The organism is Rummeliibacillus pycnus, from assembly GCF_050459865.1.
Taxonomy (GTDB): domain Bacteria; phylum Bacillota; class Bacilli; order Bacillales_A; family Planococcaceae; genus Rummeliibacillus; species Rummeliibacillus pycnus_B.
In genome coordinates this window covers 44,239-60,996 of sequence record NZ_JBCMNM010000012.1, presented here as the reverse complement: position 1 = coordinate 60,996, position 16,758 = coordinate 44,239, and the positions used below count along the sequence as shown (strand labels likewise).

Below are 16,758 nucleotides of genomic sequence, written 5' to 3'. Positions count from 1 at the left end.
ACAGTGCAGATGACTATCCTTTATTTTGTTCGCCACGCACATTCAATTTATACGCAGGATGAATTGGGTAGACCTCTTTCAGAACAAGGTTTCCGTGATGCCGATACGTTAACAAAGCTATTAGATCAAGAAGCAATTGACATAGTAATGGCAAGTCCGTATAAACGTGCGATTCAAACGGTTGAAGGAGTAGCACAAAAGATTGGAAGAGATGTTTATATCCACCCTGACTTCCGTGAACGGTTGCTCTCTGTAAAACCTGTAGAGAATTTTGAAGAGGCAATTTCTAAGGTATGGACTGATCCCTCCTTCTCATTTTCGGGTGGAGAATCTAACATTGAAGCGCAGAAACGAGGAGTAGAAGCTTTACTTAAAGTACTTGCACAATATGAAGGGAAAAGAATTTTAATCGGTACACATGGTAATTTAATGGTGCTAATAATGCAATATTTTGACAAGAGTTTTGATTTTTCATTTTGGCAGCAGTTAGCAATGCCGGACATTTATAAAATGGAATTTAAGATGAACCGATTAAACTCAGTAGAAAGACTATGGATTGAAAATTAAGTTGTTAGTCTCTTTCTTATATTACAAAATATGAATCTGTGTTATTTTCCCATGTTTTCTGTTATAACTAAGTTGTATTGGGGGAATTATTTTGAGCAAATATCAAACCTTATTATTTGATGTTGATGATACATTATTAGATTTTTCTGCAGCAGAGGATGAGGCACTGCACCGCCTATTTGCTGAAAATAATCTAGAATTAACAGACGAGGTTGAAAATCGTTATAGAGAAATTAACACCAGCTTATGGTCTGCGTTTGAAGAAGGGAAAGTTTCTCGAGAAGAAATTGTTGATACACGTTTTGGTCTTCTTTTTAAAGAGTATGGTAAGGAAGTCGATGGCAAACTATTAGGTGAACGCTATCAACAATTAATAGCAGAAAACCATGATTTTATCGAAGATGCTCCAGAACTAATCAATAGTTTAGCTTCTCAGTATAATCTATATATTGTGACCAATGGAGTAACAAAGACGCAGTATAAACGTTTAAAGGATTGTGGATTATATCCACTGTTTAAAAATATCTTCGTATCTGAGGATACCGGATATCAAAAGCCGATGAAGGAATATTTTGACTATGTATTTTCACGTATTCCAACATTTGATCAGCATTCTACATTAATTATAGGGGACTCTCTTTCATCCGATATGAAGGGTGGACAGAATGCTGGAATAGATACATGTTGGTTTAATCCACATCATAAAGTGAATAATACTTCCGTGAAACCAATGTATGAAATCGAACGTTTAGAAGACTTACATGCTCTTCTTAAAGAGCAACCTATCCTTTCAAAGTAAATAAAATGTAAAATAACTGCATCATCTTTGTCTATGTATAGCAAAGGTGATGCAGTGTTTATTTTAGAATATAATTTTTTGTACATAATAACATAACATAAAAGCTCGTACTCGCTGGACTTATTTGCGAAGATTTACTTTTCATGCAGCATTTTTTGAATATTAAGTCTTTATAAAAATAGTAATAAATACCCATAATTATTTCGCTTTTAAGTATTTACTTTTTTGGAAAATGAGCGTAGTATTACCTCACAAATTAAGTTTCATATTTCTAAATCGCTGAAGTGTAATTCGCGGGGAAACCAATTTTTTGGGATGTATAATCTATATCCTTGGGGTGAATCCTTAATTAAGGTAGGGCTACTCATGGTCCAAATCCGACAGCTAACCTCGTAAGCGTTATAAGAGAAGAAAAATGGAGCTTGTTAGGCAAACCACGATGTCTACAAGTCTGTTTCGTATGGGCTTGTAGGCTTTTTTTCTTTTCTTTTAGTTAGAATTACGAGACTCATTCTTTCGGAGAAGGTGTAAATGGTGAAATTTTCGTTAAAACGAATGTTAATTGGTAGACCCTTAAAGTCTACAGAATTAGGAGAACAAAGGTTAAGTAAAAGGAAAGCACTTGCGATCTTATCATCCGATGCTTTGTCTTCTGTAGCATATGGTCCTGAGCAGATATTAATCGTCTTAATGACGCTAGGAGCAGCAGCTTATTGGTATTCGATTCCTATTGCTGTCTTTGTTGTTGTACTTTTAGTGGCATTAATATTGTCATATAAACAAATTATTTTCGCTTATCCACATGGTGGCGGTGCCTATGTTGTATCGAAGGAAAACTTAGGCATAAATGCAGGGCTTGTATCTGGTGGTTCTCTGTTAGTGGACTATATTTTAACAGTAGCAGTTAGTATTTCTGCAGGTACAGACGCAATTACATCAGCGTTTCCTGCATTGCATGAATATAATGTAGAAATATCTATTGTCTTTTTAGTCATCTTAACAATCATCAATTTACGAGGTGTGACTGAATCTGCTTCTGTGTTGGCTTATCCTGTCTATCTATTTGTTGCAGCATTACTCATTTTAATTGTAGTAGGGATTTATAAAATCGTGACAGGTCAATTTTCACCGGATCTTCACGCAGCAATCGGTACTCCAGTTGCAGGGGTAAGTTTATTCATTTTATTAAAGGCTTTTGCCTCTGGGAGTTCTGCCTTAACGGGTGTCGAAGCAATTTCAAATGCGATTCCTAATTTCAAAGACCCAGGTCCTTCTAATGCTTCAAAAACGTTGATGGTAATGGGGGGGTTATTGGCAGTCTTATTCTGTGGAATTGTTTTTTTAGCCTATTACCTAGGTTCTTCACCAAGTCCAACTGAAACAGTTGTATCGCAAATTTCTGAGGATGTCTTTGGTCGTTCTCTATTTTACTTTATTATACAAGGCGTTACAGCACTTATTTTAGTATTGGCAGCAAATACAGGTTTCTCAGCGTTTCCACTCCTTGCAGTAAATCTTTCGAAGGATAAATATATTCCTAGAATGTTCCAAGTTAGAGGTGATCGTTTAGGTTATTCAAATGGGATCATCATGTTGAGCGTATTTGCTATGCTTCTAATCCTGCTTACTCATGGTTCAACAGAAAAGCTAATTCCTTTATATGCTGTTGGTGTATTTATCCCGTTTACTTTAGCTCAAACAGGTATGATGGTGAAATGGTGGAAGGAAAAACCAAAAGGTTGGGGTAGCAAGTTTGCTATTAATACGGTAGGTGCATTTATATCATTTGTAGTTGCCATGATTTTCTTCATTACAAAATTTGATCATGTTTGGCCAATATTAATCTTTTTACCAGCCTTAATTTTTTCATTCCATCGTATAAAAAATCACTATGATTTGGTTGGCGATCAATTACGTGTCGATAAATTGAACAATGTACTCCCAACTATTGGCGGCAATATCATTTTAGTTCCTGTTGGGGGTATTAGCAAGGTTGTGGAGAATTCATTAAGTTATGCTAAGTCACTTTCTCCTGAACATTTAATTGCTGTTTATATAGGGTTTGATAAAGAAACAATGCATGAGTTTGAAGAAAAGTGGGAAAACAGATTCCCAGATGTAAAGTTGTTGGCACTGTATTCACCTTATCGAAGTTTAATATCTCCACTGTCGAAAGTTATTGATAAGATTGAAAACAAAGCAAGACAAGAAAATCGCCAAGTTTCCGTTATCATTCCACAATTTATACCCAAAAAAGGATGGCATAATATTTTGCATAACCAATCCAGTTTATTAATTAGGACATCACTGCTGTATAGCAAAAATGTTGTACTTATTACGGTTCCATATCACCTCAAAAAATAAATTGAGTAATGAAATTTTTTAAAGGAATGTTTTTTTAGTTGAAAATAGGGAATAGTAAAATTACACAAGTTTATCTTAAATAATGCAGGAAAAAATCAATTCGATTACCACAAAAGTTAAGTGAAATAAGTTACGCTCAATCACGGTTAAGGAGGCAAGAATCCAATGAGGTTATTCGTGTTTTATCTAGGGCTAGTATTGTTGATAGTAGGCCTAGCATATCCAACTGGGATAGCGAATGCGAATATTTTTAAGTATATATTATACATTGGTATTATTGCATTTGGTATTGGAGTCTTATTACTACCAGGTAAATTGAGCAAAAGTAAGGAATAAATACCGAAACTTATTTTTGCCAAGTATCCTTAAAGAATGTTGTTGGAATGAGGTGATGTGATGTTCGCACGATTCGAGGAGATTGAAGGCTTTATAGTGAAAGGTTTTTCAGTACAAAATGGAGCTTGGGGAGATATCCCAGTCCAATGGAACAAACTTGAACAAGAAATAGATAAGCTGAATAAGCGACCTAAAATTACGTATGGTGTTTGTGTATCAATGGGTGATGAGGGGTTGCACTATGTAGCAGGATTAGTGTCAAATGCTGTCAAAGGAATCCGCGTCCCAGATCAGGTATTAGTTTCAGCAGGCCGTTATCTAGTAGGAATCGTAGAACACGGAATTGAAGACATTCCAGCAAGTTTAGAAGCGTTATTGAATGTTAAGGGAATTAACTTTAGACATGCTCCATGCTTCGAAAAATATCTCTTTTATGATGAAGCAGAAAATAACGAGATTGAACTTTGGGTTCCAATTGAATAAATCATTTCATAAATGAAAGCTACAGAAAAAAATCTGTAGCTTTTATTTTGTTAAAAAATACCTTATAAGGCGCAATCATGATAGTCTATTAATATTGGTGTGTATTTTTTAGAATTGTAGGGGGTGTAGTATTGGAAAATAAGAACAAAATAATAACCAGTCCATTCGAAAAAATCATGAATTTTAGAGATATGGGCGGCTATCAAACGGAAGATGGAAGACGTGTTAAGAAGGGGATTTTTTATCGTTCAGGTGATTTATCAAAAATGACAGAGAATGATAAAGTTGTATTTGAGAAACTAGGTATAAGAACCATTTTTGATTATCGAGATGATGGTGAAGCGAAAGCAAAACCAGATCCAATTTTCGGAAATGTGGTGAATATACGTATTCCAGCTAAAGGTAATGTAGGATTTGAAATGCCGACAGTTACTTTAAAGGATCTGGATCAGCGGGATTTTCTCCAGAATATTAATGAAGATAACTTCACTAAAATGTATAGCCAGTTAGCATTTAATAATCCTTCCTATCAAAGATTAATGGATATCGTCCAAGAACCAGATCAGCTCGGATTACTACATCATTGTGCAGCTGGCAAGGATCGTACAGGTGTAGGAGGTGCTTTAATATTGCTAGCATTAGGCGTTCCGCGAGATACGGTATTAGTGGATTATTTATTGACAAATCATTATATGAAACCAATGAGAGATGCGATGATTCCGATATTATCTAAGCTTTTAAACGAACAAGAAATGCAACAGTTCGGGGATATAATGAGTGCTAAAGAAGGATATTTACAAGCTGTCTTTCATGCAATTGATCAACAATATGGAAATACGGATAGATTTTTAGAAGGGGAGTTTGGGTTAGATTTTTCTAAACGTCAACAACTTCAACAATATTATTTAGAATAATAGAGAAGGGATGTCTTATTTATACTTATAAGATATCCCTTCTTTTTTAATAATTTTACTCCTCGGATTATTCAAAGAATTTTTAATTATGAAGCTGATTTATAGGTGAAGAAAAAATTATTTATTTTTCCATTTTTTATTGATTTTTGTATATAAATTGTTTATCGTTTTTTTATGTTGAAAAAGAGGAATAACAACTATGAAGCTAAAAGGAGATGTAAAATGACGACCGAAAAAAGCAAACAAAAATTTATTGTAGCTGGATTGCTACTTACCATACTTATGTCATCTATGGACAATACCATCGTAGCTACAGCAATGGGAACGATTGTTGGAGACCTTGGAGGAATGGATAAGTTTATATGGGTGACATCTGCATATATGGTTGCAGAAATGGCCGGAATGCCGATTTTCGGAAAGCTCTCTGATATGTTCGGCCGAAAACGATTCTTTATTATGGGGCTAGCACTATTTATGATTGGATCCATATTATGTGGTACAGCTCAAAGTATTGAACAGTTAAGTATATACCGTGCAATTCAAGGAATTGGTGGCGGTGCTTTAATTCCCATTACTTTTACGATTATGTTTGATATTTTCCCTCCAGAAAGCCGAGGAAAAATGGGAGGACTTTTTGGAGCAGTTTTCGGGTTATCTAGTGTTTTTGGACCCTTACTTGGAGCGTATATAACAGACTATATTAGTTGGCATTGGATTTTTTATATCAACCTGCCACTAGGCATTATTTCTCTCGTTCTTATTTCGTTATACTATACTGAATCTCTTCAACATCAGAAACAAAAAATCGACTGGCTTGGTGCTATTACGCTTGTTGGAGCGGTTGTCTGCCTAATGTTTGCACTTGAATTAGGGGGCAATAAATATGAGTGGGACTCAATAAATATTATTAGTTTATTTTCAGGATTTCTAGTTTTATTTATCGTATTTCTATTTGCTGAAAGAAGAGCATCAGACCCTATTATTTCGTTTTCGATGTTTAAAGATAGGATTTTTGCTGCAAGTACCATTTTAGGTCTACTTTTTGGGGTAGCCTTTATAGTTGGTTCTGTATACATTCCAATTTTCATTCAAGGAGTAACAGGTGGTAGCGCAACTAACTCTGGCTTAATTCTTTTGCCAATGATGCTAGGGGTTGTTGTATCTGCTCAAACGGGAGCTATAAGTGCTGCAAAATTTGGATATCGGAATGTAATGATGGTTTTCGCTCTTATTTTTGTCAGTGGAATCTATTTACTAAGTACGATTAATGCAGAGACCACTAGAGCCACTGTAACGTGGTATATGATTATTGTTGGCTTAGGTACAGGAGCTTCTTTTTCTGTTTTAAATATGGCGGCGATTCATAATATTGGACCTGAACAGCGTGGTTCTGCAAATTCAACCGTATCATTTGTTCGTCAATTGGGAATGACAGTGGGGATTACGATATACGGAATCATTCAACGCAATGTCTTTTCTAGCGATATGAAAGAGACTTTTCATGGAGCTGAAAATGCGTTTAATAGCTCGAGTAATGATCCGCGTGCATTGCTTTCTGAGCAAGCTCGTGCAAATATCCCTGAAGACGTTCTTCATAAAATTATTGATGCACTAGCAAATTCGATTAGCTATACTTTTTCATGGGCACTTATCCCTGCTGTTTTGGTCGTTGTTTTTGTTTTCTTGCTGACAAACGATCGTTTAGCAGGTAGTGATAATGCTGAAAAAAAATCACAGGTTGAGTAGAGTAAATGTATTTTTAATTAAGTCTAATAATAGTTGTCTGCTTTAAGGCAAATTGGAAGAAACGTAACACCTAGGTTTATATTCAACTTAGGCGATGCGTTTCTTTTTTTAAATCAATTGAATTATGGATTTAGAATATGCACTTATTTGTAAATAAAAGAATTTTAGGTGGATAAAGGGTTAAAAAATGTTATGATTATTTAATAATTTAAAATGTTATGATTATTTAATGGTTTATAGAGTTATTAAATTTGTCAGGGTAGTGTTTTTTGCTAGATTATGTGAACTACTTTCCAATAAATAGTAAAGAACTTAAGTTTATTGATTTTATATTAGCGTGTTCGCACAGTGGATAAAAGTATCAACAATATTCATTAACATAGCCAATAGTTCAGATAATCAATTGAGTGACTTTGAGTAAAGTGAGGGAGTTTAAAGTTGAATATAGCAGCGATGTTGAAGATGACGATTGCAATGGCCCTTTTTGGGTCTATTGGATTTTTTACAGTTAATACCGGAATTCCTGCAGAAGAATTAGTTTTTGTACGGTGTATTTGTGCAACTCTTTTTCTAGGAGGTATGTGGTTATTTACAGGAGGTTATAAAGCAGAGCAATTTTCGCGAAAAGAAGTAGTCAAAACGATAATCTGCGGAGTATTTCTTGTGCTTAACTGGGTATTTTTATTTAAAGCATTTGAAGAAATGTCAATTTCAGTGGCGATTTCAATTTATAATTTAGCACCCATATTTGTCCTAATATTGGGTAGTTTACTTTTAAAAGAAAAGATGTCTGTAAGTGCTGTATTTGCAGTAATTGTATGTTTTTTAGGAAGTGTCCTGATTATTGGGATGGAGCAATTTACATCAATATCGGCAATCATTAATTCTGGATTTGCTTGGGCTATTCTTTCAGCAATTTGTTATGCGATGACAATGTTTGTAGGGAAAGGAATTACGCAATTAAGTGCTTATGCATTGACCTTTATTCAGACAACAGTCGGGATTATTATGTTATTACCCTTTATTGATTTTGGTGTTTTTCATGGTTTGACAGGGTGGAATTGGTTTTATATTTTGGGGACGGGCTTAATACATACGGGTTTTGTGTATTACTTATTCTTTGATAGTCTGCGGAATTTACCGACAATCATTGTTTCTGCATTAGTTTTCGTAGATCCAGTAGTTGCAATTTTACTCGATATATTAATTTTAGATTTCCGACCAACAATTTGGCAAACACTAGGTATTGTGTTGATCTTCGGTGGTATTATTTATACATTAGTGAAACCAAGTAAACAGGCATTGGATTAAAATAAAGGCACTCAAAGTAATGTTGAGTGCCTTTTAACTATGCGAATGTTTTAACCATTAGTACGTGCTCAATACCAGCGTCTAGGAAGATGCCAGATTTCACTTCGTAGCCTATTTTTTCGTAAAAGCCTTGTGCTTGTAATTGGCCATCTAATTTTACTTTAGGTGCGCCAAGTTCTTTTGCCTTATCTTCTAATGCTTTGATGATGATACGACCAATACCGTGCGAACGATATTCTTCTAAAACAGCTACACGTTGGATTTTACCAACACCTTCAACTAATCGGATGCGACCTGTACCAATTGCTTTGTCATCATCAGTTGTCACAAGGAAATGATAACATTCGCCACCAAGGTGATCATAAGAATCGATTTCTTCTTCTTGTGGAACCTTTTGCTCTTCTACAAAAACTTTCATACGAATATCAAATTCTCTTTGTAAATCTTCTTGTGTTGTAATTTCAAATACGTTCACATCGATCTTCCTCTCTTGTTTTAGTGCTATGTTGCATATTATATATGAAAAAAACTAGAAAGTAGAGTATTAAATAAAGCGGATTAGTGTGTAATTAACAAAAAAGTTTGTTTTATAAAGCTCACGAAAGTAATTTTAAACCAATGGCTGCAGATAAAATCATTACAATAAATAAAATTCGCTTCCAATCTTTTGATTCACCAAAGAAAAGCATGCCGATTAAAGCTCCGCCTGAAGTTCCTATCCCAGTCCAAACTGCATATGCAGTCCCCATTGGAACTGTATTCATTGCATAGGACAATAATGCAAGGCTTAAGCCGAAACTAATTACCAAAAATACAATCGTAGATATTGTTCTTTCTTCCTGCCAGCGATTCATCATAGCTACGCCAAATATCTCACAAAATCCAGCAGTAATAATTGCAAGCCAAGCCATTATGCAGCACCATCCTTTGCTTCATGTGAGGTAACTGTTTTTAACCCAATAACCCCTACTAGTAATATTGCTAATAGTAAAATTTTCGCGATGCTTAGTGACTCACCAAAAAAGAGTACACCTACAAGAATTGTGCCAGCAGTTCCTAATCCCGTAAATACGGTATACACTGTTCCTACTGGTAGAAAACGTCCTGCGAGTAATAAGAGATAGAAGGTAAAAACAACTGCAATAGCTGTACCACTCCAAGCCCAAATGCTGTGTGAATGCTTTAAACCTATGACCCACAATATTTCAAATAAAACAGCAAGCAATACAATAAACCAATGTTTTTTCATGAATATCATCCTTTCTACATAGAAAAAGCCTAAGAGACCACTGATTAAATCAGGTATCTCCCAGGCTTTTATCCTTCCGTGGCATAGCGACAAGGCTATGTGATTTCTCTCGGACCAGACCAAGTATTTCTTGCGGAACCCTAGAAATCATTGTCACTATTTAGTTGCATCTATCATAGCAAATAGATTAAAGCGTTTCAATAGGTTTGTTGTAACCTTTGTCGTCAAATGGCTGAAGCTGGTCAATCCACTTTTGTTCTATTTTTTCCAATTCCTTTTTCGCATCAAAGTAACCTTCATCGGGTTTCTTTAACATTTCTACAGTTTCAATGGTGAAGACATCTGGGCCGAATTCATTCCATTCCTTTTGAAGCAATTGGTTCGAAAAAGTATTTGTTCTTAGCATGAATTTCAATCCATTTAAACGTTTTAAGTTATTAAAGCTACCGATAAAGACTTTCTTATTTTGAGTGTTTGTGATTTTATAGACGCCTGCTTGAATGGGTATATCTTTGTATTGTTCTTTCAACTCTTTTTTATGATCCATAAATTGAGACCTACTTTCTTTGTTTTTGACAATATCATATTAAATGGCCTTATTTTTTAATCCAATATTTACTGCCATCATCTTTACGATCCATAAACCCGTATTCAATTAGGCAGCGACGGATGAGAACATAATCTTCATCGTATGTTTTTAAAATGGTATTCAATTCTTTTTCTGTGTATGTTTTATCTTCAGGAAACTGTTTAGCAATTTCGCGTAATATTACAATTTTATGTTTTTCTTTTTTAGGGAATCTTAAAATTCGTTGATTTATGCCATTTGGGAAATATTTTGTAATGAGTTCTTGTTGTTCTTCATTTGTAATATTGTATCGATCATCGATCATTGTTGCGGTCGAGTGAATAGGCACAAATTCAGGAGTAACAGCATCTTTTTCCTTTAGTAATTCCATCATGGCTAAAAAGGTCTTTGCTTGTCGCTCTTTTTCTTTTAATGCAAAACGATGTTGTCGAATGGTAGAAGCACTACCAATTTCAAGTTCCTTTTGAATTTCACCATCTGTTTTCCCGGCATAGAAAAGACGCAGTAAGTTACTTTGATGTTCAGTTAAACCGGTCATCTTCTTATTTAAATTGATCAGATGATCAAATACGGATTTGTGTTTATCTTTAATATGTGTTTCCATCATTTTTTTTGCTTCAAATAATTGCTCATTATAGGGATAGATGATGCCTTTTTCGATTTTATCGTTGCAAAGTAGGCAAGTATAACAATTATCATCTTCTAGATACCCATTCTTTAGTTCTTGAATCGTTGCATGTTCAAATAGTTCTGTATCCTTCATCTTCCATCACCTTCTATAAACTTATTTATATTACGTTTATTAATCTATAAACATAATATAACTTTGTTTATAAAATGTCAATTTACCAAATTGATGTTGTATTTTTCGAACCAAATATGGGTCTGAATCAGATATGCAAGTAATTGAGGACCAGTCATTAGTTGACCAAACCAAGGGGCTGTGAAGGAGGATCCTCCTGATTCGATGAGAGATTCAAGTTGTTTTTTGTTATAGAACTCGAGAAGGACTGAGTTTTTATTCTGTAAAATAGAATTTAGCCATTTTCCAACACCTTTTGTATAGGCAGGATTATGTGTTTTTGGATATGGATTTTTTTTACGATATAGAACTTCATTAGGCAACAAATCTTCCATTGCTTTTCGTAAGACACCTTTTTCCATATTTCCACAATTTTTTATTTCCCAGGGAATATTCCACACATATTCGACAAGGCGATGATCAGCAAATGGAACACGAACTTCTAATCCAGCGCGCATGGTTGTGCGATCTTTACGGTCAAGTAATGTAGGCATAAACCATGTCATATTTAAGTAAAATAATTCTCTTCTTTTTGCATCAATATGAGATTCATTTTCTAAAACAGGAGATTCTTTAATAGCTACTTCATAGGCTTGCTGAACATATTCCTCGATGTTTAATCTTTGTTGCCATTCTGGACGGAGTAAGTCAATACGTTCTTTAGTAGAGCGCATCCAAGGGAATCCTGCTGTTTCTTTAGCGTAGAACCAAGGGTATCCACCAAAAATTTCATCTGCACATTCGCCAGATAAACTTACTTTAAACTTTTCTTTTATTCGTTTACTAAACCACAATAGAGATGAGTCGATATCTGCCATTCCAGGCATATCTTTTGCATATACAGACTCTGTTAGTTCTTTTATGAGGGTTTCTTGTAGAATAACTTCAGAATGGTGAACGGTGTGGAAGTTTTGAGACATTTTATCAATCCAAAACGTATCGTCTGATCGTTGGAAATCATTCTCTTTAAAGAATTGAGCGTTGTCTTCATAATTGATGGAGTAAGTATGGAGAGGGAATTGAACAGTGTCCTTAAATTTGTTTGCAGCGATAGCAGTAATAATGCTGGAATCAAGTCCACCTGATAGAAGAGTGCAAATGGGTACATCAGATACGAGCTGCCGTTCTACAGCATCAACAACTAAGTCTCGAACATTTGTAACTGTATCGTCAAAGGAATCTTCGTGTGCTTTGCTTTTTACGTTCCAATAACGGTTTATTTTTAGACCGTTTAATTCATATTTTAAGAGGTGTCCTGGGCGCAGTTCTTGAATATGAGTATAGATTGTTTTTCCAGGTGTGTGAGAAGGACCTAAACCGAATAATTCAGCTAAGCCTTCGTAGCCGACAGTTGCGGGGATATCTGGATGGGCAAGTAATGCTTTTATTTCAGAAGCAAAAAGTAATTGATTTTGTTGAGCGCTATAATACAGTGGTTTAACACCAAGACGGTCGCGTACTAATAATAGACTTTTTTCTGAAGCATCCCAAATACCGAAGGCGAAAATACCGTTGATTTTTTCTACACATTGTTCACGCCATTCTATATAAGAAACTAGTAAAACTTCAGTATCAGAAGTTGTATAGAAGTGATAGCCTCTTTGTTGTAATTCTTTTCGCAATTCGTCTGTATTATACAATTCACCATTATACGTAATCGTGTAACGTCGTTGATTCATTTCATATGTCATCGGTTGTTTGCCGCCTTCAAGGTCAATGATAGCTAGACGCTGATGACCAAAGCCGATTGGACCGTCACACCAAATACCATCTGCATCGGGGCCTCTTTGTTGGAGTGTTTTCGTCATCGTATGTAATAAGGGTAATTGTGTTGTTAAATCTTTTTTAAAGTTGCACCAACCTGTAATTCCACACATATTCTCACATCCTTCTCAATTTGTCACTTTGCATTATATGTAAAAGTAACAGAAAAATAGCATGAAAATTAAATGGAGTTTGAAAAAAATAAGTAGGGGAAAAGTAAGAGCTTCCAATGTTTAAGTTCCTTTCAAAGGATTCTCCTTTGGCACAGAAGAAAAAAATCGGTTAAGATAGAATAGTTGTATAGAAAGATTGAAAGGAAGTAGATTATGAGTAACAATCGTAATCAACAAATAGAGGAGATTAGTACTGCAAAATTGATGTGGCAATTAACGCGTCCACATACGTTAACAGCAACATTTTCTCCAGTTATTCTAGGAACAGCGCTTGCGATGTTCGATGTCAAAATTAATTGGTTATTATTTATAGCTATGCTTGTTTGCTGCTTATGTCTTCAAATCGCAACAAACTTATTTAACGAATACTACGATTTTAAACGTGGTTTAGATACGGCTGAATCTGTAGGTATTGGTGGTGCATTGGTACGCCATGGCACAAAACCTCAAACTGTATTAAACTTTGCATTATTATTATATGCAATCGCTGTTGTATTGGGCGTTTATATTTGTATGAGTAGTAGTTGGTGGCTTGTAGCGATTGGTGCTGCAGGTATGACGATTGGCTATTTATACACCGGTGGGCCATTCCCTATTGCTTATACACCTTTTGGTGAATTATTTGCAGGGCTTAGTATGGGATTTGCCTTTGTATTGATTTCTTATTTTATACAAGCTGGAAGCATTAGCATAGTGAGCCTGCTTGTATCAATACCAGTCGGGATTTTAGTTGGTGGTATTAATATGTCCAATAATATTCGTGACATTAAAGAAGATACGATAGGCGGTCGTAAAACATTAGCCATTCTTTTAGGGCGCGAAAATTCTATTAATCTCTTAGGTTTGTCCTTCGTAGTAGCATATGTTTGGATGATCGTGTTAGTTATTTTGGGTATTGTTAGTCCATGGTTATTAGTAGTATTGATTAGTATTCCAAAGCCAATAACTGCGATTAAAAGTTTTAAAGAAGGGGAAAGAGAACCTGCAAAATTAGGACTTGCTATGAAATCTACCGCAATGACGAATACATTTTACGGTTTACTTTCATCAGTTGGCTTATTATTAAGTTATTTTTTTGAAAAAATTTAAAGATTGATGATAAACGCTTACATGTAGATAGTTTATACATTCATCTGAAATGCAAAACTCAAATTCGCCAAGCAATTGGCGAATTTTTTTTCATAAGCAATAGCGATGGGATTTATGATGTGAAAAGATACAGATTGTTTTAAAATTTGGAAAAGAAAGATAGGCGATAAAATGGAGCAAGTGATAAAAGAAAATGAAACTAGAGAAAAATTAAGCTTATTCCATTTAACATGGCCAATTTTCTTAGAAGTGTTTTTATTTACGTTGATGGGTGTAGCAGATACTTTTATGCTTAGTGCATTAGCAGATGATGCAGTAGCAGGTGTAGGTGCAGCCAATCAATTTATTCATATAACTATACTAATCTTAGAAGTAATCGGTAATGGTGCTTCGATCGTTGTAGCACAATATATAGGTTCAAAACGTTATGAAGAGGTCCCTAAAATTGCAGCGGTTGCGATAACGATGAATCTTGCTATAGGTCTTGTTTTAAGCTCCCTTTTTGTATTTTTCTCAAAGCAAATGATGATTGCTATGAATCTGCACGGTGATGTACTTCAATATGCAGATCAATATTTGGCTATTATTGGTGGAGGAATATTCCTTCAAGCCTTAATCAATGCAACAGCAGCTATTGTAAGAGTTCATGGCTGGACCAGACAAACCATGTACGTATCTGTTGCAATGAATGTGTTACACATTGTTGGAAACTATATGTTGATATTTGGTAAATTTGGATTTCCGGAATTAGGTGTACAAGGAGCTGCGATTTCTTCTGTGATTAGTCGTGCTATAGCACTTGTCGTATTCTTCTGGTTATTATATCAAGTACTAGAGTTTAAAATTGATTTCAAATATTATTTAGCTTTGCCTAAAGAATATATTAAAAAGATATTGGAAATTGGTGTACCTTCAGCTCTTGAACAAGTACTATATCAAGGGTGTCAAATTACCTTTTTGTATTATGTGACTTTTTTAGGTTCAGAAGCCTTAGCTGCTCGCCAATATGCTTATAATATTTCGATGTTTACATACTTATTTGCTATGGCAATTGGATCTGGAACAGCAATTATAGTGGGGCGGTATGTTGGAGCAAATCGAAAAGACGATGCTTATAATCAACTATGGACCAGTGTAAAATGGGCAATATCCTTTACCCTGGTAATGGTAGCATTCGTGATGATTTTCCGCTATCCACTTATGCGAATTTTCACGGATAATCCAGAAGTTATTGAAATTGGAGCATCAGTTTTGCTATTAAGTATATTGCTAGAAACAGGTAGAACATTTAATATTACGATTATCAATTCTTTACGTGCAGCTGGCGATGCAAGATATCCTGTTATCATAGGTTTCTTCTCGATGGTTTGTATGAGTCTAACACTTGGATATCTTTTAGTGTTCCATTTACATCTAGGACTGGTTGGTGTCTGGCTTGCAATTGCTGCTGATGAATGGTGTCGTGCGATTTTAGTATTCTTTAGATGGAAAAGTCGTAAATGGGAACGCTATGCACTTGTTTCACCAAATAAAAGCAAAACTTGATTACTGAAAGGCTGTCTCATAAGTGTAGAAAACAACTTATGAAACAGCCTTTCGTCTTATTAGATTTTTGTCATATTTTCTACTCTTGTAGAGTTCAGTGTATACTAATAACAGAAGAATAATGAACGAGGTGTTTTTGTGGGATTGTCGAAAAAAGAGGCAAGTGCTAATTATATGCGAAAACAGCAAGCAATCTTTGCTTGTCCTGTTTGTCATGAGGAAATGACGGTAACAGAGCAATGTGTAGTAACTTGCAAAAATCGACATACTTTTGATATAGCGAAGCAAGGATATGTAAATTTTATGACGCATCCTGCAACATCAATGTATGGAAAAGATTTATTTGATGCACGGAAAGAAATCATTGAAAGTGGAATATATGCACCGATGCATGAGAATGTCGTGGAATTATTGAAAACATTTGGACAGAATCTTACGATATTAGATACCGGCTGCGGTGAAGGCTCACATTTAGCGATGATAAAAAAACAATTTGAAGAAATAACGACTAACATAATTGTCGGAGCAGGAATCGATATTGCAAAAGAGGGGATTATTGCAGCAGGCCGGAATTATGAAGACTTAATCTGGTGTGTGGGAGATTTAGCAAAAAGTCCATTTCAAGAATCAAGCTTTGACGTGATATTAAATATTTTGTCTCCAGCGAATTATTCAGAATTCGAAAGACTTTTAAAGCCAAATGGCGTCGTAGTAAAAGTAGTGCCACAAAGTGGATATCTTCGTCAATTACGGGAATTATTTTATGCAGATTCGGATAAAGAATCCTATTCGAATGATCGCACAGTTGAGCGATTTAAAGAGCACTTCAGTGATGTTGAGGTAAAACGTATTACACAAACGGTTACAATAGCTCCTGAAATGGTGTCAATGCTCATATACATGACACCAATGGGGTGGCATCAAACAGCAGATACTAGTTCTAATCAAGTTGAAGAAATAACAATTGATTTGGATATTTTAATTGGTAAAGTATAGATATAAGGAAAAGAAAATCCACAGAAGACTG

At 35.1% G+C, this 16,758-nt stretch carries 17 protein-coding genes and 2 riboswitches; of the genes, 11 read left to right on the top strand and 6 right to left on the bottom strand.

Translation table 11 applies throughout. The features are described 5' to 3' along the window. Positions 1-9 precede the first annotated feature (9 nt). From ABE048_RS01865 to ABE048_RS01830, 8 genes are all read left to right on the top strand, one after another. Positions 10-567 (top strand): histidine phosphatase family protein, encoded by a 558-nt coding sequence (locus tag ABE048_RS01865; protein WP_430308789.1) that lies wholly within the window; start codon positions 10-12, stop codon positions 565-567. A gap of 91 nt (positions 568-658) precedes the next feature. Then, positions 659-1,366 carry a YjjG family noncanonical pyrimidine nucleotidase gene (locus ABE048_RS01860; protein ID WP_430308788.1) on the top strand — a complete coding sequence of 236 codons (708 nt, stop codon included), beginning with the start codon at positions 659-661 and terminating at the stop codon, positions 1,364-1,366. Positions 1,367-1,633: 267 nt separating this feature from the next. Further along, positions 1,634-1,781: riboswitch (cyclic di-AMP (ydaO/yuaA leader) on the top strand. Positions 1,782-1,900: 119 nt separating this feature from the next. Next, positions 1,901-3,730 carry an APC family permease gene (locus ABE048_RS01855; protein ID WP_430308982.1) on the top strand — a complete coding sequence of 610 codons (1,830 nt, stop codon included), beginning with the start codon at positions 1,901-1,903 and terminating at the stop codon, positions 3,728-3,730. A gap of 165 nt (positions 3,731-3,895) precedes the next feature. Then, on the top strand, positions 3,896-4,066 hold the full coding sequence (locus ABE048_RS01850; protein WP_430308787.1) for a hypothetical protein: 171 nt from the start codon (positions 3,896-3,898) through the stop codon (positions 4,064-4,066). Positions 4,067-4,126: 60 nt separating this feature from the next. Continuing rightward, positions 4,127-4,549 carry a GyrI-like domain-containing protein gene (locus ABE048_RS01845; protein ID WP_430308786.1) on the top strand — a complete coding sequence of 141 codons (423 nt, stop codon included), beginning with the start codon at positions 4,127-4,129 and terminating at the stop codon, positions 4,547-4,549. A gap of 131 nt (positions 4,550-4,680) precedes the next feature. Continuing rightward, positions 4,681-5,463 carry a tyrosine-protein phosphatase gene (locus tag ABE048_RS01840; protein ID WP_430308785.1) on the top strand — a complete coding sequence of 261 codons (783 nt, stop codon included), beginning with the start codon at positions 4,681-4,683 and terminating at the stop codon, positions 5,461-5,463. A 222-nt stretch (positions 5,464-5,685) separates the two neighbouring features. Next, positions 5,686-7,209, top strand: a complete 1,524-nt coding sequence (locus ABE048_RS01835; protein WP_430308784.1) for an MDR family MFS transporter — start codon at positions 5,686-5,688, stop codon at positions 7,207-7,209. Positions 7,210-7,647: 438 nt separating this feature from the next. Further along, positions 7,648-8,520 carry a DMT family transporter gene (locus tag ABE048_RS01830; protein WP_430308783.1) on the top strand — a complete coding sequence of 291 codons (873 nt, stop codon included), beginning with the start codon at positions 7,648-7,650 and terminating at the stop codon, positions 8,518-8,520. Between the two features lie 37 nt (positions 8,521-8,557). Here the strand turns inward: ABE048_RS01830 and ABE048_RS01825 are convergent, their stop codons facing one another. From ABE048_RS01825 to asnB, 6 genes are all read right to left on the bottom strand, one after another. Continuing rightward, entirely contained in the window at positions 8,558-8,995 is a 438-nt protein-coding gene (locus ABE048_RS01825; protein ID WP_430308782.1) for a GNAT family N-acetyltransferase, read from the bottom strand. 121 nt (positions 8,996-9,116) lie between these two features. Continuing rightward, positions 9,117-9,431, bottom strand: a complete 315-nt coding sequence (locus ABE048_RS01820) for a DMT family transporter (RefSeq protein ID WP_430308781.1) — start codon at positions 9,429-9,431, stop codon at positions 9,117-9,119. Continuing rightward, complete coding sequence (locus ABE048_RS01815) at positions 9,431-9,769, bottom strand: DMT family transporter (RefSeq protein WP_430308780.1); 339 nt, start codon at positions 9,767-9,769, stop codon at positions 9,431-9,433. Before ABE048_RS01815 ends, ABE048_RS01820 begins: the two co-directional genes overlap by 1 nt. 55 nt (positions 9,770-9,824) lie before the next feature. Further along, positions 9,825-9,924: riboswitch (guanidine-I (ykkC/yxkD leader) on the bottom strand. A 32-nt stretch (positions 9,925-9,956) separates the two neighbouring features. After that, complete coding sequence (locus tag ABE048_RS01810; RefSeq protein ID WP_430308779.1) at positions 9,957-10,316, bottom strand: GIY-YIG nuclease family protein; 360 nt, start codon at positions 10,314-10,316, stop codon at positions 9,957-9,959. A gap of 49 nt (positions 10,317-10,365) precedes the next feature. Then, positions 10,366-11,121: a DUF2087 domain-containing protein gene (locus ABE048_RS01805; RefSeq protein WP_430308778.1), complete on the bottom strand. Its 756-nt coding sequence runs from the start codon at positions 11,119-11,121 to the stop codon at positions 10,366-10,368. A 77-nt stretch (positions 11,122-11,198) separates the two neighbouring features. Beyond that, on the bottom strand, positions 11,199-13,037 hold the full coding sequence (gene asnB / locus ABE048_RS01800) for an asparagine synthase (glutamine-hydrolyzing) (RefSeq protein ID WP_430308777.1): 1,839 nt from the start codon (positions 13,035-13,037) through the stop codon (positions 11,199-11,201). 213 nt (positions 13,038-13,250) lie between these two features. On the opposite strand from asnB, the gene ABE048_RS01795 reads away from it, so the two are divergent. The 3 genes from ABE048_RS01795 (at position 13,251) to ABE048_RS01785 (ending at position 16,727) form a co-directional block, all read left to right on the top strand. Continuing rightward, on the top strand, positions 13,251-14,186 hold the full coding sequence (locus ABE048_RS01795; protein WP_430308776.1) for a 1,4-dihydroxy-2-naphthoate polyprenyltransferase: 936 nt from the start codon (positions 13,251-13,253) through the stop codon (positions 14,184-14,186). Between the two features lie 171 nt (positions 14,187-14,357). Further along, a complete protein-coding gene (locus tag ABE048_RS01790; RefSeq protein ID WP_430308775.1) occupies positions 14,358-15,731 on the top strand; it encodes an MATE family efflux transporter in 1,374 nt (457 codons plus the stop codon). A 144-nt stretch (positions 15,732-15,875) separates the two neighbouring features. Then, on the top strand, positions 15,876-16,727 hold the full coding sequence (locus ABE048_RS01785) for a putative RNA methyltransferase (RefSeq protein WP_430308981.1): 852 nt from the start codon (positions 15,876-15,878) through the stop codon (positions 16,725-16,727). The last annotated feature ends 31 nt before the right edge of the window (positions 16,728-16,758 follow it).

What these genes read in the sequence shown, in the direction of transcription:
- ABE048_RS01805 (WP_430308778.1), bottom strand. Translation starts at nt 11,121, where the DNA reads ATGAAGGATACAGAACTATTTGAACATGCAACGATTCAAGAACTAAAG.
- ABE048_RS01815 (WP_430308780.1), bottom strand. Translation starts at nt 9,769, where the DNA reads ATGAAAAAACATTGGTTTATTGTATTGCTTGCTGTTTTATTTGAAATA.
- ABE048_RS01835 (WP_430308784.1), top strand. Translation starts at nt 5,686, where the DNA reads ATGACGACCGAAAAAAGCAAACAAAAATTTATTGTAGCTGGATTGCTA.
- ABE048_RS01850 (WP_430308787.1), top strand. Translation starts at nt 3,896, where the DNA reads ATGAGGTTATTCGTGTTTTATCTAGGGCTAGTATTGTTGATAGTAGGC.
- ABE048_RS01845 (WP_430308786.1), top strand. Translation starts at nt 4,127, where the DNA reads ATGTTCGCACGATTCGAGGAGATTGAAGGCTTTATAGTGAAAGGTTTT.
- ABE048_RS01790 (WP_430308775.1), top strand. Translation starts at nt 14,358, where the DNA reads ATGGAGCAAGTGATAAAAGAAAATGAAACTAGAGAAAAATTAAGCTTA.
- ABE048_RS01795 (WP_430308776.1), top strand. Translation starts at nt 13,251, where the DNA reads ATGAGTAACAATCGTAATCAACAAATAGAGGAGATTAGTACTGCAAAA.
- ABE048_RS01865 (WP_430308789.1), top strand. Translation starts at nt 10, where the DNA reads ATGACTATCCTTTATTTTGTTCGCCACGCACATTCAATTTATACGCAG.
- ABE048_RS01810 (WP_430308779.1), bottom strand. Translation starts at nt 10,316, where the DNA reads ATGGATCATAAAAAAGAGTTGAAAGAACAATACAAAGATATACCCATT.
- ABE048_RS01820 (WP_430308781.1), bottom strand. Translation starts at nt 9,431, where the DNA reads ATGGCTTGGCTTGCAATTATTACTGCTGGATTTTGTGAGATATTTGGC.
- asnB (WP_430308777.1), bottom strand. Translation starts at nt 13,037, where the DNA reads ATGTGTGGAATTACAGGTTGGTGCAACTTTAAAAAAGATTTAACAACA.